Raw genomic sequence first — 24,145 nt, forward strand, 5'->3', positions numbered from 1 at the left:
TTCAAAAGAATTAGTCTTCTTTTGCTGTACCGTCATAGAGATTTACCAATCCCTTCAGGTATTCGTATCTTTCCATAGCCTCAGCCTCATTCTGCGCGAAGAGTCTCTGTGCTTTTTCAGGATTTGCTCTCATCAGGGCATTGTAACGAACTTCTCCGTTCAGGAATTCCTGATAATCTCCCTTAGGCTCTTTGCTGTCCAGAGTAAATTTCTTCTCAGCTTCCGGATTGAATCTGAAGTTGTTCCAGTATCCGCATTCTACTGCAAGCTGTTCCTCTGTCTGTGCTTTGCTCATACCTTTCTTGATTCCATGGTTGATACATGGAGCGTAAGCGATGATCAGGGATGGTCCCGGATATGCCTCTGCCTCTGCGATTGCCTTCACTGTCTGGTTGAAATCTGCACCCATTGCGATCTGTGCAACATATACATAACCATAGCTCATAGCGATTCCTGCAAGGTCTTTCTTCTTCGTCTCTTTACCGCCGGCTGCGAACTGTGCTGTCGCACCTGTCTTAGTAGCTTTTGAGGACTGTCCGCCTGTGTTGGAGTAAACTTCTGTATCAAATACCATAATGTTGATGTCCTGACCGCTTGCCAGTACGTGGTCAACTCCACCGAATCCGATATCGTAAGCCCATCCGTCACCACCGAAAATCCACTGGGATTTCTTAGCAAGGAAGTCTTTATTTTTCAGCAGTTCTGCTCTCTCAGCACATCCGCAGTCACAGTCTTCCAGAGCTTTTACAAGCTTGTCTGTAGCTGTTCCGTTTGTTGCACCTACTGAGAATGTATCCAGATATTCCTGAGCTGCTGCTTTCACATCGTCGTTTACGCCGTTCTCTGCAAGTTTTTCTACAGATGCTTTGAGTCTTTCACGGATCGTATTCTGTGCAAGAAGCATACCATATCCAAACTCTGCATTATCCTCAAACAGTGAGTTAGACCATGCCGGACCTCTTCCCTGTGGGTTTACTGTATAAGGTGTAGACGGTGAAGAGTTACCCCAGATAGAAGAACATCCTGTTGCATTTGCAATGTACATTCTGTCACCGAATAACTGTGTGATCAGTTTTGCATAAGGTGTCTCACCACAACCTGCACAAGCTCCTGAGAACTCAAGCAATGGCTGTTTGAACTGGCTTCCTTTTACGGTTGTCTCTTTGAATTTTGCAACCACTTCCGGTTTGATCGGAAGCTCTGTTCCATAATTGAAGAAATCCTGTTTTCCGGCATTTGCTTCCATGTTGCCCATAACGAGTGCTTTTTCACCCTTCTTACCTGGACATACATTTGCACAAGATCCACATCCTGTACAGTCATAAGCAGATACTGCGATCGAGAACTTCATGTTCGGCATACCCATCATGTCGATCATATCCATACCTTCCGGTGCGTTTGCTGCCTCTTCTTCTGTCAGCGCGATCGGACGGATAACTGCATGCGGACATACATATGCACAGCGGTTACACTGGATACAGTTGTCCGGCTGCCAGATCGGGATATCTACTGCGATTCCACGTTTCTCATATGCTGAAGAACCGGATGGTGTAGAACCATCTACATATTCATTAAATGCAGATACCGGAAGTGTATTTCCTTCCTGTGCATTTACTTTTGCCTGGATATTTTTTACAAAATCTACAACGTCTGCTCTTCCGCCTTCTCCAACGTGAGGAGTTGTAAGACCTTCATCTGCTGCATCTTTCCAGCTTTCCGGAACTGCGATTTCTACAACCTGTTTTGCACCTGCATCGATTGCATCGTAGTTCATCTGTACGATCTTGTCACCTTTTCTTCCGTAAGTAGCTTTTGCAGCTGCTTTCATCAGATCGATCGCTTCCTCTTCCGGAATGATCGCTGCAAGTTTGAAGAATGCTGACTGAAGAACTGTATTGATACGTCCGCCAAGTCCGATTTCTTTACCAATCTTGATACCGTCGATCGTGTAGAACTTGATATTGTGATTTGCAATGTAGCTCTTAACCTGTCCCGGAAGGTGCTCTTCCAGTCCTTCCATATCCCATGAACAGTTCAGAAGGAATGTACCTCCATCAACCAGTTCCTGAACCATGTTGTACTTGTCAACATAAGAAGGATTGTGACATGCTACAAAGTTTGCCTGACGGATTAAATATGTTGATTTGATCGGTGACTTACCGAAACGCAGGTGAGACATTGTAACACCACCGGATTTTTTGGAGTCATAGTCAAAATATGCCTGTGCATACATGTCTGTGTTATCTCCGATGATCTTGATGGAGTTTTTGTTCGCACCAACAGTACCGTCAGCTCCAAGTCCCCAGAATTTACAGTTGATCGTTCCTTCCGGTGTTGTTACCAGAGGTTCGTCAGCTTTCAGTGACAGGTGTGTCACATCATCTTCAATACCGATTGTAAATTTCTGTTTTTCATCGTTGTGATATACTGCAACGATCTGTGCAGGTGTTGTATCTTTAGAACCTAATCCATAGCGTCCTGTATAAATCGGAACTGCATCAAATTTTGTTCCCTTTAATGCTGCAACAACATCCAGATACAGTGGCTCGCCAAGTGCTCCCGGCTCTTTTGTTCTGTCAAGAACAGAAATCTTCTTCACAGAATCCGGAATTGCATTGATCAGTGCTTCCGCTGAGAATGGTCTGTAAAGGCGAACTTTTACAACACCGACTTTTTCTCCGGCTGCCATCAGATAATCGATTGTCTCTTCGATCGTATCACAGACAGAACCCATTGCAACGATCACGTGCTCTGCATCTTCTGCTCCATAGTAGTTGAACAGTTTATAGTCTGTTCCAATCTTCTCATTTACTTTATCCATATAATTCTGAACGATTGCAGGAAGTGCATCGTAATATGGATTACATGCTTCTCTTGCCTGGAAGAAAATATCAGGGTTCTGAGCAGAACCTCTCTGACATGGATGGTTTGGATTCAGTGCGTGTGCACGGAATTCGTCAATTGCATCTTTATTTACTAAATCTTCCAGATCTTCGTAATCCCATGTCTCAATCTTCTGAATCTCATGAGATGTTCTGAATCCGTCAAAGAAATTGATAAACGGAATCTTTCCTTCCAGTGCTGCACAGTGTGCAACTGGTGTCAGATCCATAACTTCCTGCACACTGGATTCACACAGCATCGCTGCACCTGTCTGACGACATGCATAAACGTCAGAGTGATCTCCAAAGATAGAAAGCGCATGGCTTGCAAGTGCACGTGCGGATACGTTGAATACACCCGGGAGCTGCTCTCCTGCCACTTTATATAAGTTAGGAATCATCAGCAGTAATCCCTGAGATGCTGTAAATGTTGTTGTCAACGCTCCTGCTGCAAGAGAACCGTGTACTGCTCCTGCCGCACCTGCCTCAGACTGCATCTCTGTTACATGAACAGTTGTTCCGAAAATATTTTTTCTTCCTTCTGTTGCCCACTCATCAATATGCTCCGGCATAACGGATGACGGTGTGATCGGGTAGATAGCTGCAACTTCTGTGTATGCATAAGAGACATGAGCTGCTGCCTGGTTACCGTCCATGGTTTTCATTTTTCTTGCCATTTCTTGTTCCTCCTTCGAAATTACATTGTAAAACGAATTTTTTACATGTAATCTCATTATATCTCGATTAGTTGTAAAAGTCCATACGAGCCGTCCCATTTCTTGTTTCTTTTTTGGTGCAGTTGTCTGGTTTCTCTTTCTGATTTTCTTTTGGAAATTCTATTTCCATGCAGACCGGCTGCAGCTTTTCGTATAAAATAAAAAGCACCTCCCACGGAAGTGCCTGTCCCCTCTTGTATTCTCTTTTTCCATTTACCATGCATGCAGCCAGAATTTTCCTAAAAACCAGATAAGAAATGCAAAAATTGCCATCACTCCGATTGCAAGCGGAAGCAGAAGTTCACAGAATGCCAGAATAACTGCCAGTTTGTCTTTTCGGCTCATCTCGATCGGTTCCTGCTTTTTCTTTTCTTCACGCGCTTTCTTTTTGGCTTCTTTTCTGACTGTGCGAAGACCTTTTTCAAATTCGATTTTCTGCTTTTGTCCATCCGGCTGTGTGTCTGACTTTTTCGCTTTTTCTTCCTCTTCAAACAGCAGATCCGGCCTTGGTCCCTGTCCCAGTTTCAATAGATTTTTCATAATGCCCTCTTTGAAAAATGCCCCCGATGCGATTACCGGGGGCGAAATTTAAGTTTTCCTTACATTTTTTGTATTGTCAAAAGATTTCATACATAGTGACAAGCTACAAAGTGTTCATTTCCTACATCTCTGTACTCCGGTGCTTCCTGTGCACATTTCTCTGTCGCATATGGACAGCGTGTACGGAATTTACATCCGGACGGCGGATTCGACGGAGAAGGAAGATCTCCGCTCAAAATGATACGATCTCTCTTTCTTGTCGGATCCGGCACCGGAATCGCTGACATCAGCGCTTTTGTATATGGATGCAGCGGATTGTCGAAAATTTCATTTTTATCTGCCATCTCCACAATATTTCCAAGATACATAACTGCCACACGATTACTGATGTACTCTACAACTGACAAGTCATGCGAAATGAAAATGTAGGAGAAGTTGTTTCTCTCCTGAAGATCTCCGAGCAGGTTGATGATCTGTGACTGAATAGACACGTCCAGCGCCGATACCGGCTCATCACAGACGATCAGTTCCGGATTCAGAATCAGGCTTCGTGCAATTCCGATACGCTGTCTTTGTCCACCGGAAAACTCATGCGGGTAACGGTTGATATAATACGTAGGAAGTCCGCAGATTTCCATTGTCTCCAATACCTTTTCACGTGCTTCTGCCTTACTCATCAATTTGTGATCAAGCAGAGCCTCCCCGATGATGTTTCCGACCGTCATACGGGGATTCAAAGAAGCGTAAGGATCCTGAAATACCATCTGCATCTGCAGACGTTTTGCACGCATTTCCTTTTTGGAACATTTTGCAAGGTCCTCTCCTTTGAAAATGACCTTTCCGTCTGTGATATCATGCAGTCTTAAGATCGTTCTTCCGGCTGTTGATTTTCCACATCCGGACTCACCTACGATTCCCAGTGTCTCACCACGTCTCAGTTTGAAAGAAATTCCATCTACAGCTTTGACATGTCCGACTGTTCTTGTGATCAGACCGCCACGGATCGGGAAATATTTTTTCAGATTCTGGACATCCAAAATGATTTCATTTTCTCTGTTCATTTATACTTCCTCCTTTTCCGGTGCGTTGACAAAGCATGCAACATAATGACCGTTTCCAACGTGTACCAGTTTTGGTTCTTTTTCTTTACAGCCTTCCTGACAGAACTCACATCTCTCATTGAAATGGCAGTTCTCCGGCATATTGATCGGGTTCGGAACCTGTCCCGGGATCGAATACAGACGCTCATTGTGATTGGTCTTACCGATGATCGGTTTTGATTTTAACAGCCCGATTGTATATGGATGCATCGGATTCTGGAAAATATCCAGTACTTTTCCTTTTTCCACAACATTTCCGGCATACATAACAACCACGTAATCTGCCATCTCTGCAACGACGCCCAGGTCATGCGTGATCAGCATGATGGACATATCCATTTCCTCTTTCAGCTTGCGCATCAGATCCAGAATCTGTGCCTGAATCGTTACATCCAGCGCAGTCGTCGGCTCATCTGCGATCAACAGCTTCGGATTACATACCAGAGCCATTGCAATCATGATACGCTGACGCATACCACCGGAAAGCTCGTGAGGATAGCATTCCATGATTTCTTCCGCTCTCGGAATACCAACCAGTTTTATCATTTCCAGAGCTTTTGCTCTTGCTTCTTCTTTTGTTGCATCTGTATGGAAAAGAATACTTTCCATGATCTGATGTCCGACTTTGAGTACCGGATTCAGAGAAGTCATCGGCTCCTGGAAGATCATTGCAACATCTTTTCCGTTGACATGCTCCATTTCGCTCTTGCTCAGCTTCAGTAAATCTCTTCCATCCATCAGGATCTCACCATCCACGATTTTTCCCGGAGGTGACTGAACCAGATGCATCAGAGAGAGTGAAGTAACACTCTTTCCACATCCGGATTCTCCTACTACACAGACTGTCTCTCCTTTGCGGATCTCAAAATCAACGCCGTTGACTGCCTTGACAATTCCAGCGTCTGTATAGAACCATGTATGAAGATTTTTAAATTCTATAAATGCCATAACTTTTCTCCTTGTCAAAACTTACTTAGCGTTTCATTTTCGGGTCAAATGCATCTCTGAGGCCATCACCTACAAGGTTCACCGCAAGTACTGTCAATAAGATACAGAATCCTGCCGGCATCCACAGCCATGGACGCAGTTTGAATGTCATCAGGTTTGTTCCTGCAGATACCATCTGTCCCCAGCTGGACATCGGAGGAAGTACACCGACTCCCAGATAAGACATGGTGGATTCCATGATGATCGTATCACCGATTGCCAGTGTTGCTGTAACAATGATGATCGGGATAACATTCGGCATAATATGTTTGAAAATCTTATGCAGATCGCGGATACCAAGTGATTCCGCTGCTGACATATAATCCATCTCACGGATCGAAAGTACCTGACCTCGGATATACCGGCACGTACCGGCCCATCCGATCGCCGCAAGGATTACCATCAGATAATATACACGAACTCCGGTGTCCACTTTCCAGTCTGACATCATGGCACTGAGCATGATCAGAATCGGCATCGTCGGCAGAGACAGAATAACGTCTACTACACGCATGATGACAAAATCCACAACTCCGCCATAGTATGCTGCGGTACAACCTAATAATGCACCGATAAAGATCTGAAGTGCTGTCGCCGCCAGACCAACTGTCATGGAAATACGTCCTCCATAAAGAAGACGGGTAAAGACATCTCGTCCATTTTCGTCTGTTCCAAACCAGTGCTGTGCACTCGGCGGCTGTTTTGCATTCGCAATATCAGTTGCTGTAATATCTGAATACGGAGATACGATTGGTCCCACAATACAAAGAACGATCATGACTCCTAAAAAGATCAGTCCGGCGATCGCCAGCTTGTTTCTGGACAGGCGCTTCATCGCAAGTCTCCAGGGGGATTCCATGCTTTTATTCTCTGCTGCCTGTTTTGCAATTTTCTTATTTGCATCTTGTGTTTTTTTCACGTGTCCTCCTCCTTTCTACTTCAAACGAATACGTGGGTCAACCGCACCATATAACAGGTCGGAAAGTAAGTTTCCGAGCATTGTAAGTACTGCAAGGAACATTGTGAATCCCATCATAAAGAGATAATCTCTCTTTCCGATAGAATCCAGGAATACTTTACCGATTCCAGGCCATGCAAATACAGTCTCTGTGATCATCGCACCTGCGAAAAGTCCAGGGATCGCACCACCAACATAAGTTACAATCGGAATCATCGCATTCTTTAACGCATGTTTGTAAATTACCACTTTTTCCGGAAGTCCCTTTGCACGGGCAGTTCTGATGTAATCCTGATTGATTACCTCAAGCATGGATGTACGCACATAACGCATGGTACCACCCAACTGGATCACTGTCAGTGTCACAACCGGAAGGATCATATGAAGCACTACGTCTAAAACATAAGCCCCGCCTGTATTGTTTGCTCCGGCAGTTATCATACCGTCAAGAGGAAGAACCCCCAACTTGACAGAGAACACATGCCGCAGAATCATTGCCAGGAAGAATGATGGCAGTGAAATACCGGCAAATGCTACTACCGAGAATGTATTGTCAAAAATTGAATATTGCTTGGTCGCCGAAATAACGCCGATTGGAATCGCGATCAATAGTTGCAGTATGAACGCTACAGCAGCTACTAAAAACGAGTTCCATACAAATTTACCGATGACTTCTGTTACCGGAATCTTGTAACTGATCGAGATACCAAAATCTCCTCTGATCGCATGACTTGCCCAGTTTACGTATCTTTCCGGTATCGGTTTGTCTAATCCTAAAAGTGCTTTGTTCTGCGCTATCTTCTCCGCTGTGATGTTTCCGCCTGCATGAGCATCAACGGCATCTCCCGGCAGGCTTGCTACCAAAAGAAATACAACCATAGATACACCAATCAGAATAGGAATCATCGTGAGAACACGGCGAGTTGCATATTTCCACATTTGTTAAAAACCTCCAATCTTTATTTGACTCTGTTTTGCTCATGATCAAATAACTTAATTTTGCCCGCAGGAAATAGAACGAATCGAGTTCGTATCCACCCCCTGCGGGCCGTTTGTTCGAAGGGAAACCTCGCTGGATCCCTATTTGAGCTTCAAGTCTTACGGCTTTGTTATTTTTTTAGAGTACTTCGATTACTCAACTTCAATGTTGACAATCTTATCCTGCTGATACCATTTTACATATGAGCTCTGCTCGATGTTCTGTACACGAGTGTTGTAGCAGATCAGGTCACATCTCTCGTAAATCGGGTATGTCGGAAGATCTTCATTGATCAGTTTGTAAATTTCTTTGTATTTTTCTTTCTGCTCTTCTTTCGAAGTAGAAGCCAGTGCCTCTGCGAGCATCTTGTCCAGTTCTGGATTTGCATATCCTGTGTGGTTCTGAGATCCGCCTGCTTCCGGACTTGCAAATGTTCCTGTCAGATCTGGATCTGCTGTCAGTCCCCATGCCATGAACAGCATATCAAATGTACCGTTCTGAGATTTAGACTGCAGTGTCGGCCAGTCAACATACTCTGCCTGGAAGTCGATACCAAGCTGTCCGTATGCGTCGATCATCAGTGGGATCATAGTATCTGTTACGATGTTTCCAGACATTGCACTGAAGACGATCTTCATCTGTTTTCCGTCTTTCATCAGCTTGTCGCCGTCTTTTTCCCATCCGGCTTCTTTCAGAAGCTCTGCTGCTTTGTCAAGATCATAATCGTATGTTTCCAGACCTTCGTCATCATACAGCCATGAAATCGGCGCCTGAGGAATATTCAGTGTGATTGCATACTGTCCGTAAACAGCCTGGTTCAGAGACTTACGGTCGATTGCATGAAGCAGCGCCTGACGCACTTTTGCATCCTGGAAAATCTCATTTTTATGGTTTACTGCCACATATCCATATCCAAGAGTCGGCTGGATCTTCATGTTGATGAATCCTGCTGCCTGTGCTTCTTCGATGTGGTCATCATCGCAGACAACCTGATCGTGGATATCTACATCACCTGTCTCTACTGCCTGAAGCTCTGCATTTGTAGCAACAACTTTGAAGATCAGGTTCTTTGTCTTAGGCTCTCCCAGGTAGAAGTTCGGGTTTGCTTCCAGAGTCGCAGATGTTTTTTCTTTGTACTCTTTCAATACATATGCACCATTCGATACATAGTCAACCATATTCAATGATTTGAATTTAGAAAGGTCACCTTTCTTGATCAGATCTCCATATTTTGCTGTAGAGATCGGCACTGCAGAACCTAATACATAAGGTGCACTTGTGTTTGCTGCTTCCAGAGTAATCTGGATTGTGCTTTCATCTACTACCTTGATACCGGAAATCTCAGTTGCACTTCCGTTTTTGTAATCTTCATATCCTACAACGTTTACTTTGGAAATATCCTGATATCCATCATAGCTTGGATCTGATACGACTTTATACCAGTTTACATAGTCTTCCGCTTTTACGTCTGATCCATCGTTGTATTTTTCTTTTGTCAGCTTGTATGTGTAAACTTTACCGTCATCAGAAACTGACATGCTGGCTGTACCGTCAACGATCTCTCCTTTGTCATCATTGACACTCAGAGATGCCGTTGTAGCTGTCACAACCTGGAAATCCTCATTTGCTTCCCAGTATACCGGGTTGAATACACCTGCAAAGTCTGCAACACCTGCGATCAGTGTGTCTTTTCTCTTTGCTGCTGTCTCAGGAAGTGCAGAAGGATCCTCTGCTTCGATCAGCTGGTTTGTTGCTTCTAATGAAGTATTTGTGTCCTGTGATTCTGTTTTTTCACTTGTTTTCTTATTGTCTGACCCACTGCCGCAAGCCGCAAGTGAAAGTGCCATTACTGCCGCTAAAAGGCAAGCTAATGCTTTCTTTTTCATATTTTTTCCTCCTTGAAAAATATTTATGTTGATTCCTGCATCTTCCGATTTATTTACTCTGTTTTTTCATAGCCGTATTACCCATCTGTTGCTGAAAATGCGGAAACAAACACGATTCATCGACCGGGCTCTTATTTCATCATTACTCCCAGTTTTTCTGTCAGTGTGCGTACGCATCCCTCTTCAAACGGAACCTGAAGTCCCACTTCTTTTAACATCTCTGTATAGAAATCACTTGCAGATAACCTGCACAGCTTCAAATAGCTCTGCCATGCCGCTTTGTAGTCTTCATCCATCCAGATTTTGTACTGCATCGCACAGGTCTGTGCCAGTACATAGTCTATATAATAAAACGGAGTATCATAAATGTGAAGCTGTTTTTGCCAAAAACCACCTTTTTCCATAAATGGATCTCCTTCGTAATCAAGATGTGGTTTGTATTCTTCCTCCAGCTTCTTCCATGCCGCATGTCTCTCATCCGGTGTCAGATCCGGATTGCTGTAGACAATATGCTGGAATTCGTCCACCATGCATCCGTACGGAATAAATGCGATCGCATCTTCCAGATGCATCTGTCTGTATGTGTCAGCTTCTTCTTTAAAAAACAAATTCATCCATGGTTCTGTAAAGAATTCCATAGACATAGAATGAATCTCTGCTGTCTCCATCGTGATATCCCAATGCTCTTCGATCGGATCACTTCCAGAAACATATCCCTGGAACGCATGACCGCACTCATGTGTCACAACATCCACATCTCCGCTTGTTCCATTGAAATTGGCAAAAATAAACGGTGCGCGATATTTCGGAAGATATGTCATATAACCGCCGGCCTTTTTTGTCTTTCTGCCGAGCACATCAAAGAGTTCATTCTCCATCATAAATTCAAAGAACTCTTTTGTCTCCGGTGAAAGCTCCTCATACATCTTCTGTCCATTCGCCATGATCTCTTCCGGAGTTCCCTGTGGTTTTGGATTTCCGTCCACGAAATACATGTTCTCATCAATATAAGAAAGCTTCTGAAGACCAAGTCGTTCCCGTCTTCTCTCATGCATCTTTTCTGCAAGCGGTACGAAATACTCTTTGATCTGTCTGCGGAAATTCTCCACCTCTTCTCTTCCGTAAGAATTGCGGTTCATCCGGTAATATCCGAGTTCTACATAATTCTCATATCCGAGGAGTCTTGCCTGTGCCGTACGATTTTTCACCAGTTTATCATAGATCTCATCCAGCTCTTCTGCTTTACTCTGGAAAAACGCGCTGTACTTTTCATGCGCTCTGCGTCTGATCTCTCTGTCCTCATGTGTCATATACGGACGCAACAGGGACAGATTCAATGTCTCACCATCCCAGTCAATCTTCGCACTCGCAATCAAATTGTCATACCGGGTTGTCAGCGCATTTTCTTCCTGCATCAACGGAATGAGCTTCTCGTCCATGGCCTTGAATTCAAGCTCCATACTCTTAAATGCCACTTTTCCGATCTTCTCTTCCAGTTCTGCTTTGTATGGAGAATAATAAAGTACTTTTCTGTATTCAGTCTCCTGATTGCTGATCGTAGGCAGTACTTCATTATAATAGTCCTTCTCTTCACTGTAGAATGCATCAGCAGTATCTACATCACTGCGAATCATCGCAATCTGAATCATCGTGCTGTACTCGTCACGCAGCTCATAAAACTTTTGATGAATCGCAAACTGCTCTTCTCCGCTCTTTGCAGCCTTCAGTTCCTGTGTCAGCTCTTTGAGCCCTGCCACAACGGCATCTGTATCAACCCTCTGATAAGGCATCTCTGCAAACTTCATAGCCTTTCCTCCTTATTCTATCTATCTGCTTTTGCCCTTTTATATTTTTTCTCGTTCCTAGTGATAATAAATCACCGCGCTAAAGTGTTATTATTATAAATTGGTTTTCAGATTTTTTTATTATATACCACTTCCAACACGATTTCAAGTTATTTTTAATTTTATTTTTGCAATTTCAATCTTGTTTTCTTGCATTTTAGCACTTTTTTAACTTCTATTGAGAGATAAAAGAACAAAAAACTGCAGCGAAAGCACTGCAGTTTTTCGTTTTTGTCCTTTATTTAACAAATTTTATTTTCCTGTACTTTTTTTTGCAAGCATCGAATATCTGGAATGATTTTTTCTCAGATACACAAGCAAAACACCTGTTGTCACTACCAGCACACCTGCCAGAAGCTGGGAAACAGGAAGTCCGATTCCCGGCAGGAGAAGCTGATCTGTCCGGAGTCCTTCGATCCAAGCGCGTCCAAGTCCATACCCGAACATATAAAGAAGGAACAACTCTCCCTCGTATTTTTTATGCTTTCGATATGCAAACAGCAAGATCAAAAGAGCACAGCACCACAAAGATTCATATAAAAAAGTAGGATGCACCTGAATGTATTCTACGCCATCGATCATCTGGATATGTGCTCTCATCTGCTCTGTCACATCAGAGCTTCTCACTGCATCGATCGGAAGCCGCATCGCAAACAAACTGTCCGTATATCCGCCAAACGCCTCTCTGTTAAAGAAATTCCCCCAGCGTCCCAGCATCTGTCCGTTTAACAGGGCAAGCGCGATCGTATCAAAAATCTGGGGCGCACTCAAATGCTTGATCTTCGCTGCAATGATCACAGTCAGTACTGCTGCAATCACACCGCCGTAGATTGCAAGACCGCCTTCCCGGATATTCAAAATTTCCAGAAGATTGTCTTTGTACATATCCCAGGAAAAGAGCACATAATATAATCTTGCTCCGATGATCCCGAATACAACACCGAACATTCCCATATCCAGATAACTCTCCGGATCCTGTCCGGTACGCTTCGCCTCTGATGTCGCGATCACAAAGCCCAGAAGGATCGCCGTGCCGATGATGATTCCGTAATATGCGATCTCAAATCCAAATACCGAGATTGTCTTTCCGACATGTTCCAAATGGATTCCCAGATGGGGAAAACTAATATCATAGTGCATGCTTCCTGCCTCCAATTATTATACGTTAAAGCGGAATACGATAATATCTCCGTCCTGAACTACATACTCTTTTCCTTCCAGTCTTACCAGACCTTTCTCTTTGGCAGCCGCATGTGTTCCGCATGCCATCAGATCATCATAACTTACCACCTCCGCACGGATAAATCCACGTTCGAAATCTGTATGGATCTTTCCTGCTGCCTGAGGTGCCTTTGTTCCCTTTGTGATCGTCCATGCACGGCACTCCTGCTCTCCCGCTGTCAGATAGCTGATCAGTCCGAGCAGATGATAACTTGCTTTGATCAGTTTTTCCAGACCGGACTCCTCCAGACCAAGATCATCCAGGAATAACTTTTTCTCATCCTCATCCAGCTCTGCGATCTCCTGTTCAATCTGTGCGCAGACTACAAATACTTCACAGTTCTCTTCTGCTGCGTATTCCCGCACTTTCTGTACTCCGGCATTGTCTGCACCGTCATTTGCCAGATCGTCCTCTGTCACATTTGCCGCAAAGATCACCGGCTTGTATGTCAGAAGATTGTAGCTTGTCAGCCACTCCTGTTCTTCCTCATCGTCTGTTGTAAAGCTCTTCGCCATCTTATTTTCTTCCAGATGCTCTTTGATGCGTTTTAACAGCTCCAGCTCTTTTGCTGCTGTCTTATCATTTCTGGAAAGCTTTACCACTTTTGCGATCCTTCTCTCCAAAATCTCCAGATCGGAAAAGATCAGTTCCAGGTTGATCGTCTCGATATCACGCAGCGGATCGATACTTCCGTCCACATGTACAATATTACTGTCCTCAAAACATCTCACAACATGCACAATTGCATCTACTTCTCTGATGTTGGCAAGGAACTGGTTTCCAAGTCCCTCTCCTTTTGATGCCCCCTTTACCAGACCTGCAATATCTACGAACTCAATGGCTGCCGGTGTGATCTTCTTTGTATTGTACATCTCACCCAGAACATCCAGTCTGTGATCCGGTACGGTCACAACTCCCACATTCGGGTCAATGGTACAGAACGGATAGTTTGCGGATTCTGCTCCGGCTTTTGTCAACGAATTAAATAATGTACTCTTTCCTACGTTTGGTAATCCTACGATTCCTAATTTCATTTTTTATATTTCCTCCTATAAATCCTTTGATTTCAAGGGATTTCAGCACACTTATTTTTGCAAGTGGGCCATTTAGTGGGCCATTATATTGCCATAAGCGCTTCTGCCACCAAGTCCATTTCTTTTTTCTTTTCTTCCTCAGTAGTATGAACATATAAGTTCATCGTAATTCCAATATTCGAATGGCCCAGTAACATCTGAAGTGTTTTCGGTTTCATTCCTGCTTCAATACATCTGGTAGCAAACGTATGTCTCAAGATATGCATCGAAAATCTTGGAATTTTTGCTTTATCACAGATTTTAAACAACGCTGTATCATATGTACTGTTCTTGACAGGCGTTCCTTTTCGACACAGAAACACAAATTCTTCCCATTCTGTTGAAATTTCTGAAATCCTCTTATTCTTTTCTTTTTGTTTTTTTAGTATAGCAACCGCTTCTTCTGTTAAGGGTATCGTGCGGTAACCTGATTTACTCTTTGGTTCTCCGATACGCCACTTCTTTGCACTGTAACGATATTCCATACTTCTGCGAATCTGAATTGTTTTGGATTTTAAATCGACATCTTTCCATTTCAATCCTACCAATTCGCCTGTTCGCAATCCGGTTTGTAGTATAAAACGATACTGATTTTCATAGCTTTGACCTTCTGCGTATTGTAAAAATGTTTTTTGTATGTCTCTTGTTAATGCAACCTTCTTCTCAGATGGCTTTCCCATATCACTTTTCACAGATTTTTTACAGGGATTGCTACACAAGACTTCATTTTCTTTTGCATACTCAAACATGTTGTATAATGCAATTCTTGCCTGATAAATTGTAGATGTACGATACTCCTGATCTGCCATATCATAAAATATTTTCTGACAGTGAAGTGGTTTCACGTCTGATAGTGGCATCTCCCCAATTACCGGTTTAATATTTTTAATATATCTCTCCGTATAATTGCGAACAGTATTGGAACGGACTATTTTCTTTTTTATCCCAATCCAATAATCAAACCATTGATTGACCAGCATATCTGATGGCATTGAAATATCACTATGTTCATCCACATAAGTCGCATCTGCAATCCATGCTCTGCACTCTTGCAGCTTTTTGAATCGTTTATGTTTTCTCTTTCCAAACCGATCTACAAATCTGGCTGAGTATAATCCCGTACTTTCTTGGGATATTCCCTTGCCAAGTTCTTTGCCTTTTAAATCTTTTCCCATATTTCAGCTCCTCTCATAAGAAGCCCTAATACAGTACCTTGTATTATACCATAGCATCTTATTTTTGTGAATATTCATTTTCATCTCATCTCCCATCTACTGTCATTCATTTATATTTCCACACTTTCCGAAATGAATTTTTCAAATTCTTTTCTCTTTACAAGTTTTTTCGTGCCTACGTAAAGCACAAAAGGGCATCTCGGTTCTTTCAAAAGACTACTTATTCTATTTTGTCCGATATTACTGTATTCTGCTGCCTCTTCAATTGTAAGAGCCACTTTTTCACATATTGCAACATATTGTTTGTTCATAAAATCCTTTCCTTATTGTTTAACGTGTGTAGCATACACTTCTATCCGCAATACACACAATCATTCTTTGTATTCAACAACGTTTTTGCTTTCTCCATTTTCATACTTGCAATCACTTCTCGTTTGCTTGTGCCTCCAACATACATTGGCGTACACATTTCTAAAATGCGGTCATAGATACGCTTTTTATCCAACATGGTCTCGCTTTTTATTTCATTTAGCGGAAGATTCATTGTGATAATCAAAGGGCGTCCCGAACGGATCCTGCGGTCTATGACACTGAAAATAATTCCTAACGCATATTCCGAATTTCGTTCCACTCCAAGATCATCAATAATCAAAAGCTGATAAGAAGCCAATGCATTGATATATTCCGTTTTGTCTGCCAGTGGAAATATATCATCGATAATGGTATTGAAATTTGTCATCTTCACCGTTACTTCCTGCTTAAGAAGTTCATTGGCAATGCATCCGGCAACATAACTTTTCCCGGTACCAACCGGTCCCCAGAACAAACAACCTATATGATTTCTTTTCATTTCATTCCAGTTATCAACGTAATTTTTTGCTCTATGCATGACTGCATCCGACATATCTGCGTTCTCAAATGTCCACTCTTCCATTCTGCTCTCGTCAAAACAGATACTCGTATTTCTGCTGACTAATTCCCGGTGTTCTTTGTCTTTAAAATATTTTTGTTCTTCTTCATACGCTTTTCTGTCACAAGCACATTGCCTGGAATGTTTCTTCATCCCCATAAAGTCACCCTTAGGAAAAAATGCTTCTTTCGCTTCCCCACAGACTTTGCAATATTGCAAACCATCACTGCCTACACATACGGTATCTTCTTCTCTCATCACAAACTCTCTCCTTCCACATAGCAATAATTTACTTCATGATATTTATTTCTTTTATATTTCTCAGTTACTTTACTAGGTGCCACATTTCCGACTCCTGTACAGCCATTTTTACGACCAGATGAAGGTTGCTTTTCCGACTCTGTTGCAACCATCTTTTCAACCGCCTTATCGTCAACCGGCTGTAAACCTATCTCATCAGATGGAATTTTTACATATAAATGATTGGGTTTTGAAAAACCACCAGATCTGCGAACCAATAGTCCCACATCATCTAATTCCTTCAATGCTGTTTTTACAGAAGATTTGCATTTGTCGATTTGAACAGACAATTCCTCTATCGGAAAAATCAGATAAACATTTCCATACTTGTCTATCCAGCTATTCTTTCTCGATATCCGTGCCCGGTCATACAAAATCATATAAAGAAATTTTGCAGTTTGGGAAATGCGCAGTTTGAGCAAAAACTTCGGAAACTGGAAGTACTGAAGCATCTTCTCTGACTCCTTCATGTATTCATATTTCATTCTTTTCTCGCCTCGTTTCTGTTTCTAATTGTTGTAAAAATCATTTTTATGCCGGCTAAAAAATGTTCTTATACATATACAAAAGATGAAGAGCATAAATACAGGTTCTTGATAAAATTTTTTTATTTTTTCCTGTCCAAAACACCCTTACATAAAACGAAACGCTGAGAGGCATTTTTACAGCCCCCTGATGAAAAACTTTTTTATTTTTTCGGTTAATTGAATACTTAAAAACAAAAAACACTCACCTATTCCAGGTGAATGCCTTATCAAAATTTCATTATTTTGTTGTCTGTGACGCTTACTCAGAAACGCTTGCGTATCTGCTAAAATGTAATTGCTTGCAATTATATTTTCACGTGGGTATGGGGACGTAATCCCCATCAAGTCTGCTACTCGTAAGTAATACAAAATTGTCAAAATGACAATACTGTAATACACGGGTGGATCTTGCTCTGGTTGTAACGCATGAATTCATACAATAATAGGCCCAAATGGGTACTTTCACCATTTGAGCCTATATATTATATGTCTTTTGGATAATAACTCAAAAAATGTGTAACCATAACATTAATAAGCACTAAAGAAAACATTACACCTACCATAACATGAATCGGCCAATGAAATGTAAAATATGACAATTTATTTTCCATATAAATTTTCACACCAACCAAGACTGCCACTCCCGCAGTAAACAACAATCCCATCACACACATAAAATAATAACTGCCTTCTCCAAAAAGCATTAATTTCATTTGCTTATCGGTCATCCCGATACTTTTCATAATATCAAATTCTTTTCTCCGAGCGTACATCCCTGTAAATATAACATTACAATAATTGGTCAATCCCGCAATGAATAATATGATACTTACAGCACCTAAGAGGATTCGATTTCCTCTCATATATGTTTCTTTTTGCTGCATCAGATCTGATTTACAGATAACAAAAACTCCTGCTTCGCCGGTTCCTTCATCCATGGATACTTCTGTCATTTCGGATCGTTTCTTATTTTCCTCGGATATCAGCTCGCTGATCTGTGTTTTCACATAAGGTTCTTTTTCCGGATTGGCAGTTAGTTCCATTGTTAATATCTTTTTCTCGGTCGGTATCTTTTGAAAGCCTTTCTCACTGATAAAATAATATAAGTTGCCTTCTCCATGCCAAGATTGATGTATTTCCGGGAAATTCTCGCTTTGCCTGTCTAAATAACCGCATAGAGTAAATGTTTCTGATTCCTTTTCTAGGAAATCGTCTTCCTGTTGTTTCTCTTTACTATCAGAATTATTTTGTTCTTTTCTACGAATCGCATCTTCTTTTGAAAGCAGCGTTTTAAAATATACCGGTTCTCCAATTGCTTTATCTGCAAGTTTTTGTTGTTCCGGAGTCAGCATATGATCATGTATAATTAATACGCCATTTCCTTCTTCCAAAGATTTTACGTCAATATTCAATTGATTATCCTGCACGTATTTCTTAATCGACAAGATTTGATTTTCATTTAAAATCTGCACAGTGTCCCAGCTGAATCCTTCCACCATATTGTCATTTGTAAGATTCGAAAGCCCCTCGTCATAGGGACGAATGCCTTTCTTAGATATAACCGTATCTACATAGGCTCCTTCAATCAGATTGGACTTCTCCCAATCAATACCATCTATCTCGTATAGTTTTTTCTCTAACTCTTGAGAGATTGGTGAAAATTCATCATAATCATTGTCATACAACAGTTCTACACCATCTCCCTGTGTCAGTAAAGGATCAACATCGATTTCTCTGGTTTTATATTCTTCCCCACATCCCTGGCTTTTCCCGAATTCACTAAACTCTCCCGCCAGCAAAAAATCAGGACGTTTCTCAAGAAGATGCTTATAATCGCATCCATTTGTAAGTACATTCATTAGAATAAAAGACAGGACTCCTAAAAATATGGAAATACTTGTAATGATAAATCGTGCTTTATGACGCATTATATTTCCCAATGCAATATAAAACATTTCTCCTGTTTCAGAGCGTTTCAACACCAGTTTCCCAGGATGTTTTATTTTTCTGTCACCCATTTTTCCATCATAAGTTGCACTCTCAATACAAGACAGCTTCGTTATTTTTCTAATAACTCCTTCTGATGCCATCCACAAAATTCCATTTACAAATACAACAGAAAGCAAAAGAATCCACGGTCTGAAAAAGGAAAGTATCGTGTTTCCTCCCATTTCCTGATAAAAATGAAACCCTAATATTTCCGGTATCATTAAGACTAAAATCACTACAGAGAGCAAGCTTCCCAAGACAGAACCTTTTAACATAAGTGACCTCATTTGCTTCCGGTAAATTTTCGTAATCTGTCTTTCTGTAGCTCCAATTGTGTGAAGCAATCCGAGATTTTGAATATCTTCACTCATGGATATCCAAAGAACATTACGCACAAGGAAATATATTCCACACAAAATACCTAGCGTTCCCAATATCACCAGCTCATATCCACCTGCGAATTTAGAAACGGCAGTATATTGTGCTGTATCAGAAACGTATATCTTCTGATCTGCACTCTTCATCGGCAATGTCTGATATAATTTTTCTTCTGTTTTGCTTCTACTTAAATGATTGCTCTGACTGAAAAGTAAAGTATAGGGACCCTTTTCCAGGTTTAACTCATTAATTTTGTCATGTGAAATATATCCGATTGCTAATTTATTTCCAGAGTCCGTATACCAGCCACATAGCTTGAATTTTTCTTTCGAATGTTCGAACACACCTTTGTATACATCTAAGTTTATTTCCATTCCTTGTTCTGGTTCAGAAATACCTAGTTTTTTCAATGCTCTCTCAGATAATAGAATTTCATCCTTTTTCTGTGGGTAGCTTCCAATTATATTGGTATATGCAGGCTTTAAAAAAAAGTTCCAACTTTCTGAGTCAGCCCACACTACGTTGCATATCGTTTTTGCATTATCCTCTGAAACGTCTGTAGCTTCACCTACAAAAATGCTTTTCCCAACCTGTTTTATATAATCCAGTTGTTTTAATTTTGCATATTGTTCTTCTGTTCCATCTTCTATTCTGCCCGAAGAAGCAGTTCCATTTTCTCTGATCAGCCTTATTTCTTCCGCCTGTATTTTCCCAACGGAGATTCCGAATACCATGGTAATAGCAACAATACCGATTACTACTGAGCAAAATAAAATCGCATTTCTCACCTTTTTTGTGCCCGCAAAATTTTTAGCCAAAAATCGGATTATGTCTTTATTGTTATTTGGAATATTCTTATGAAACATAGTGATACCTCCTAACAATCGTTACAATCTCTTGTATAGATTTTCCCATCAGACATACGTATTACTCTGTCTGCCATCTGCGCTACTTCCTCTTGATGCGTCACGATCAATGTCGTCTGATGGAATCTTGCGGCACAGGATTTTAGTAATCCTACGACTTCCATACTTGTAACAGAATCCAGATTTCCGGTCGGTTCATCCGCCAGGACAATTGCCGGTTTCGTTAATAATGCCCGTGCTATAGAAACTCGCTGTTGCTGCCCGCCGGACAGTGTTGACGGAAGACGTTCTAATTTATCTTTTAGTCCAAGCGATTCTACAATCTCATTAAAGAAATCTATATCTATTTCCTTGCCATCCAGTCTCATTGGGAGGACAATATTTTCACGTATACTAAGAGAAGGTATCAAATTATATTGCTGAAATACAAATCCGATATTTCTTCTTCTGAATATCGTTCTTTCTTCCTTGTTAAGATCTTTTAAACTTGTATTTCTGATCCAGACACCTCCAAAATCCGGAGTATCAAGACCTCCTAAGATGTTCATAAGTGTTGTCTTTCCGCATCCGGACGTACCGACAACTGCTATAAATTCACCATCCTCCACAGTCAACGACACACCATCTAAAGCACGCACTTCATATGTATCGGATGTATAATATTTTTTAAGATTTATGGCTTTAATTATATCCATCTTTTCTGTAAACTCCCTTCGCAAATGTTGCCTTTTTTCAGCCATACTCTATTTTACATGGTACATCTTACAAACTTCTTACAGATTGCATACGAAATGTCTATTGAAATGTCTATACCGGAAGATTCACTTCTATGAGCAACCCGGGCTTCATTTGTGTTGCTTTCATAATCCCTTTTTGCAATAGAACAATCTCTCTGGAAAGATATAAACCAATTCCGCATCCTTCCTGACCTCTTGCCTGTTCGCCTCGATAAAATCTTTGGAAAATTTTGTTTTCTTCTCCGTCTTTTATCCCGATTCCATAATCTCTTATTTGGATCTTATAAAACATTTCCGTTTGTTTCATTGTGATATCGATCGTACTGTTGCTTTTGCTATATTTGACTGCATTATCAAACACATTATAAAACGCCTCACACATCCAGTTTTTATCATGTTCGCAAATGATTTTCTCCGGCAATTCTACTTGAAAAAAGATATCTTTATCTTCTGCTTTTTTCTGTATTTGCCCCAACGCATTTAGAATCGTTTCGACAAGATTTTCTTTTTGCATGTGAACTTGTATAATCCCTTGCTCTAATCGAGCAGTTTTTATAAAGCTCTCCACTAAAAAACATAATTGTTCTTCACTTGTTCGCAAGTCTTTCATGTATTCTGTATTCAATACTTCTTGCGTTTCATCCAATGACTCTTGCAGCAATTCTGTATAATTTTTTATATTTGACAGCGGTGTCCGCAATTGATGTGCAATTTCAGAAATCAATTTCTGTATCTCATATCGACTTTTTTCGGCCTCTTTTCTTCTTCCCTCTAGCATTTCCTGTAAACGGATTAATTGATTGGTAGTTTTGGAATAAAGCGTTTCCTTCCCTATATCAGAATCATCTAAGTCATTGCCATTTATTAAAGATTCGGTCAGTTTATATATTTTGTTCATTTCCTTTGTTCTAAAATGATTTTCAACTAAATATACAGTGCTTCCTCCGAGCATGAAACCTGCTAAAAGTACTGTAAAAATTGCTACAACCATGCTAATCTCCCATTCTATATCCCATTCCAAATACATTACTGATAACATTCGATGAATCATTTAATTTCTTTTTCAATCTGCTGATCATAACGCTAATTGTGTTAGAATCAATGAATTCACTATCGATTCCCCATATATTTTCCATTATCATCTCTTTTGTAAGAACCTGATTCTGATTCATAATAAGATATTCTAAAAGCTGATACTCTTTGACTGTCAAAAATATTTCCGTCTCTCCAACAAAAACCTGTTTTCTATCAGAATACAAAATGACTTGTCCGCACATAAAAGTATTTTCATTTGACTTTCTCTTTAAAACAACTTCAATACGTTTTAACAATACTCTTATTGAAAATGGTTTGACCACATAATCATCTGCTCCTATATCAAACGCTTTTAACATATCTTTTTCATCATCTTTTGCAGTTAAAAAAATTGCCGGGATTCTTCCATTTTTTTGAAGTTCCTGATATAGATTTATTCCATCTCCATCCGGTAATCCAATATCTACAATCAACAAATCTACAGAACTATCTATATTTTTAATTGCTTCTTTTCTTGAAGCAGCAAGAATCGTTGTATAACCTTGATTTTGCAATGATGTATCTAAGGCTTTTCTCAACAAATTGTCATCTTCTATAATTCCTATTACCATACACACCTCCTGATTTTTCTAGAATATAATACAAAAAAGCCCATTACAATATACATAACACCTCTGCATATTGTAACGGACTTTTTTCAAACCCAGACTTGGTGCAAGCACCATTTCTGATAAAAACCTCGAAAGTTTTTGTTCTATGTGCATATATTACCCAATTTCATTCACAAAGTCAATATGTTTTCTACTAAATTTTCAAGTACCTTTTATGTTTTGGATTATTATTTTGCTTCTTAATATATTGTATTACTCCACTAATGAATTTATACGCTTCAGCAATAACCTGATTTTTTTCAAAATACTCTTTGTACTTCAAAACTCTTCCATCTTTTTCACAGAAAAAATGGTACAATTCATCCATTGTTTTATCACGCATATTACGGTTAGCAGCCTCCTTTAAAAGGTCATTATAAACAAATAGCAGTGCTACAAAATCATGAAATGCAGGATAAGCCATATATTTACTACGAGCATGTAAACTAATTTCCTTTTGAGCCTGAGATAATGCATTTGTCAACTTGATGGTCTTTCGAAATTTTTTCTCTCCCTTAGGTTTCATAATTGAACTCATCAAACAATTGCTATGAGCTGCCGCATTTCTTAAAAATTTAATAGATTGTAAATAATCACTGTAATTTGCTGATTTATACTCTTGATAATATATGGTATATAACTCCACAAATTTCCCAAATGATAATAATTCAACCAAATTCCAAACGGAATATTCCTCATCCATTGAATGTTTCTCTGCTAAATCAGATGTGAAATTATATGAATTTGCTTTCTGTAGTATTTCTATCTTTGTATTAGGATATGCCCAAAAATATTTTTTGACAATATTATATCCATCTTCTTTTTCATTTCGACTGACATCATATAACATCCTTGTTTTTAGTATGTGCTCTACGTCTAAACACATACCCAAAATTATTTTTCGAAGATACATATCTAGCTTCGACAATTCCACTAAGTACGCAAATTCTAAATTTACATACTTACCATTTTTCGGATTAATAGGATAATTTTTTGCATATGATTTCAATTTGAAATAATAATTATTGTAGCGAAGAAATTTTTTTGCATCCTCTTCACACATTATTTCAAAAGTAACTCCTTTTTTCTTGAGATCTTCAATTTGCTCATCTATTGTAAGTTTCTTTTTCATCGTAAAAGCTCAACCTTTTTCCGTTATTTATATCATTTCCATAAATATCATAGCAATGAATTTTACAAATAGCAACTATTGTTTATACTTCGTTAATAGCTGTAGCCACTTCATAATTTTCCAGCAAAGAATCACTTAAAATATTTACAATATTTTTCCAAAAAAGAAGCGCTCATACAGGCGCTTCTTCTTACCATATTAGGACTTCGATCAAAAAGTCAGTGGGCCACAAAGTGGGCCATTTTTCAAAAACTTACAT

Annotated in this window: 20 protein-coding genes; all 20 read right to left on the reverse strand. The window is 40.2% G+C overall.

The window, feature by feature from the left end; genetic code table 11:
- Positions 1–10 precede the first annotated feature (10 nt).
- The 20 genes from nifJ to FXV78_RS00885 all read right to left on the reverse strand — a co-directional run bounded on the left by nifJ (position 11) and on the right by FXV78_RS00885 (position 23,886).
- Positions 11–3,559, reverse strand: a complete 3,549-nt coding sequence (nifJ, locus tag FXV78_RS00785; RefSeq protein ID WP_009244813.1) for a pyruvate:ferredoxin (flavodoxin) oxidoreductase — start codon at positions 3,557–3,559, stop codon at positions 11–13.
- A 67-nt stretch (positions 3,560–3,626) separates the two neighbouring features.
- Positions 3,627–3,818 carry a hypothetical protein gene (locus FXV78_RS00790; RefSeq protein WP_039960079.1) on the reverse strand — a complete coding sequence of 64 codons (192 nt, stop codon included), beginning with the start codon at positions 3,816–3,818 and terminating at the stop codon, positions 3,627–3,629.
- Positions 3,812–4,138, reverse strand: a complete 327-nt coding sequence (locus FXV78_RS00795; protein ID WP_004844443.1) for a hypothetical protein — start codon at positions 4,136–4,138, stop codon at positions 3,812–3,814. The genes FXV78_RS00790 and FXV78_RS00795 overlap by 7 nt, the downstream gene beginning before the upstream one ends.
- Before the next feature lie 86 nt (positions 4,139–4,224).
- On the reverse strand, positions 4,225–5,199 hold the full coding sequence (locus tag FXV78_RS00800) for an ABC transporter ATP-binding protein (protein ID WP_004844444.1): 975 nt from the start codon (positions 5,197–5,199) through the stop codon (positions 4,225–4,227).
- Positions 5,200–6,186, reverse strand: coding sequence for an ABC transporter ATP-binding protein (locus FXV78_RS00805; protein ID WP_004844446.1), 987 nt, complete (start codon positions 6,184–6,186; stop codon positions 5,200–5,202). It lies immediately after the preceding gene.
- Between the two features lie 25 nt (positions 6,187–6,211).
- A complete protein-coding gene (gene opp4C / locus FXV78_RS00810; protein WP_004844447.1) occupies positions 6,212–7,144 on the reverse strand; it encodes an oligopeptide ABC transporter permease in 933 nt (310 codons plus the stop codon).
- Between the two features lie 15 nt (positions 7,145–7,159).
- Positions 7,160–8,122: an ABC transporter permease gene (locus tag FXV78_RS00815; RefSeq protein ID WP_004844448.1), complete on the reverse strand. Its 963-nt coding sequence runs from the start codon at positions 8,120–8,122 to the stop codon at positions 7,160–7,162.
- A gap of 192 nt (positions 8,123–8,314) precedes the next feature.
- Positions 8,315–10,048, reverse strand: a complete 1,734-nt coding sequence (locus tag FXV78_RS00820; RefSeq protein ID WP_004844449.1) for an ABC transporter substrate-binding protein — start codon at positions 10,046–10,048, stop codon at positions 8,315–8,317.
- A gap of 131 nt (positions 10,049–10,179) precedes the next feature.
- Positions 10,180–11,853, reverse strand: a complete 1,674-nt coding sequence (locus FXV78_RS00825; protein ID WP_004844450.1) for a M3 family oligoendopeptidase — start codon at positions 11,851–11,853, stop codon at positions 10,180–10,182.
- Between the two features lie 291 nt (positions 11,854–12,144).
- A complete protein-coding gene (gene lgt / locus FXV78_RS00830) occupies positions 12,145–13,032 on the reverse strand; it encodes a prolipoprotein diacylglyceryl transferase (RefSeq protein ID WP_004844452.1) in 888 nt (295 codons plus the stop codon).
- An 18-nt stretch (positions 13,033–13,050) separates the two neighbouring features.
- Positions 13,051–14,148: a redox-regulated ATPase YchF gene (gene ychF / locus FXV78_RS00835; RefSeq protein WP_004844453.1), complete on the reverse strand. Its 1,098-nt coding sequence runs from the start codon at positions 14,146–14,148 to the stop codon at positions 13,051–13,053.
- Between the two features lie 83 nt (positions 14,149–14,231).
- On the reverse strand, positions 14,232–15,362 hold the full coding sequence (locus FXV78_RS00840; protein ID WP_004844454.1) for a tyrosine-type recombinase/integrase: 1,131 nt from the start codon (positions 15,360–15,362) through the stop codon (positions 14,232–14,234).
- Positions 15,363–15,472: 110 nt separating this feature from the next.
- Complete coding sequence (locus FXV78_RS00845; RefSeq protein ID WP_004844455.1) at positions 15,473–15,673, reverse strand: excisionase; 201 nt, start codon at positions 15,671–15,673, stop codon at positions 15,473–15,475.
- A gap of 41 nt (positions 15,674–15,714) precedes the next feature.
- Positions 15,715–16,530, reverse strand: coding sequence for an ATP-binding protein (locus tag FXV78_RS00850; RefSeq protein ID WP_004844456.1), 816 nt, complete (start codon positions 16,528–16,530; stop codon positions 15,715–15,717).
- Positions 16,530–17,057: a replication initiator protein A gene (locus FXV78_RS00855; protein WP_004844457.1), complete on the reverse strand. Its 528-nt coding sequence runs from the start codon at positions 17,055–17,057 to the stop codon at positions 16,530–16,532. The genes FXV78_RS00850 and FXV78_RS00855 overlap by 1 nt, the downstream gene beginning before the upstream one ends.
- 524 nt (positions 17,058–17,581) lie before the next feature.
- Positions 17,582–20,332: an ABC transporter permease gene (locus FXV78_RS00865; protein ID WP_004844459.1), complete on the reverse strand. Its 2,751-nt coding sequence runs from the start codon at positions 20,330–20,332 to the stop codon at positions 17,582–17,584.
- A gap of 11 nt (positions 20,333–20,343) precedes the next feature.
- Positions 20,344–21,027 carry an ABC transporter ATP-binding protein gene (locus tag FXV78_RS00870; RefSeq protein ID WP_039960081.1) on the reverse strand — a complete coding sequence of 228 codons (684 nt, stop codon included), beginning with the start codon at positions 21,025–21,027 and terminating at the stop codon, positions 20,344–20,346.
- A 112-nt stretch (positions 21,028–21,139) separates the two neighbouring features.
- Complete coding sequence (locus tag FXV78_RS00875; RefSeq protein ID WP_039960083.1) at positions 21,140–22,060, reverse strand: sensor histidine kinase; 921 nt, start codon at positions 22,058–22,060, stop codon at positions 21,140–21,142.
- Position 22,061: 1 nt separating this feature from the next.
- Entirely contained in the window at positions 22,062–22,715 is a 654-nt protein-coding gene (locus FXV78_RS00880; RefSeq protein WP_004844462.1) for a response regulator transcription factor, read from the reverse strand.
- A 193-nt stretch (positions 22,716–22,908) separates the two neighbouring features.
- Positions 22,909–23,886, reverse strand: coding sequence for an Abi family protein (locus tag FXV78_RS00885; protein ID WP_004844464.1), 978 nt, complete (start codon positions 23,884–23,886; stop codon positions 22,909–22,911).
- Between the last annotated feature and the right edge of the window lie 259 nt (positions 23,887–24,145).

It is taken from the genome of Mediterraneibacter gnavus ATCC 29149 (genome assembly GCF_008121495.1).
In the GTDB taxonomy this organism is placed as follows: domain Bacteria; phylum Bacillota; class Clostridia; order Lachnospirales; family Lachnospiraceae; genus Mediterraneibacter; species Mediterraneibacter gnavus.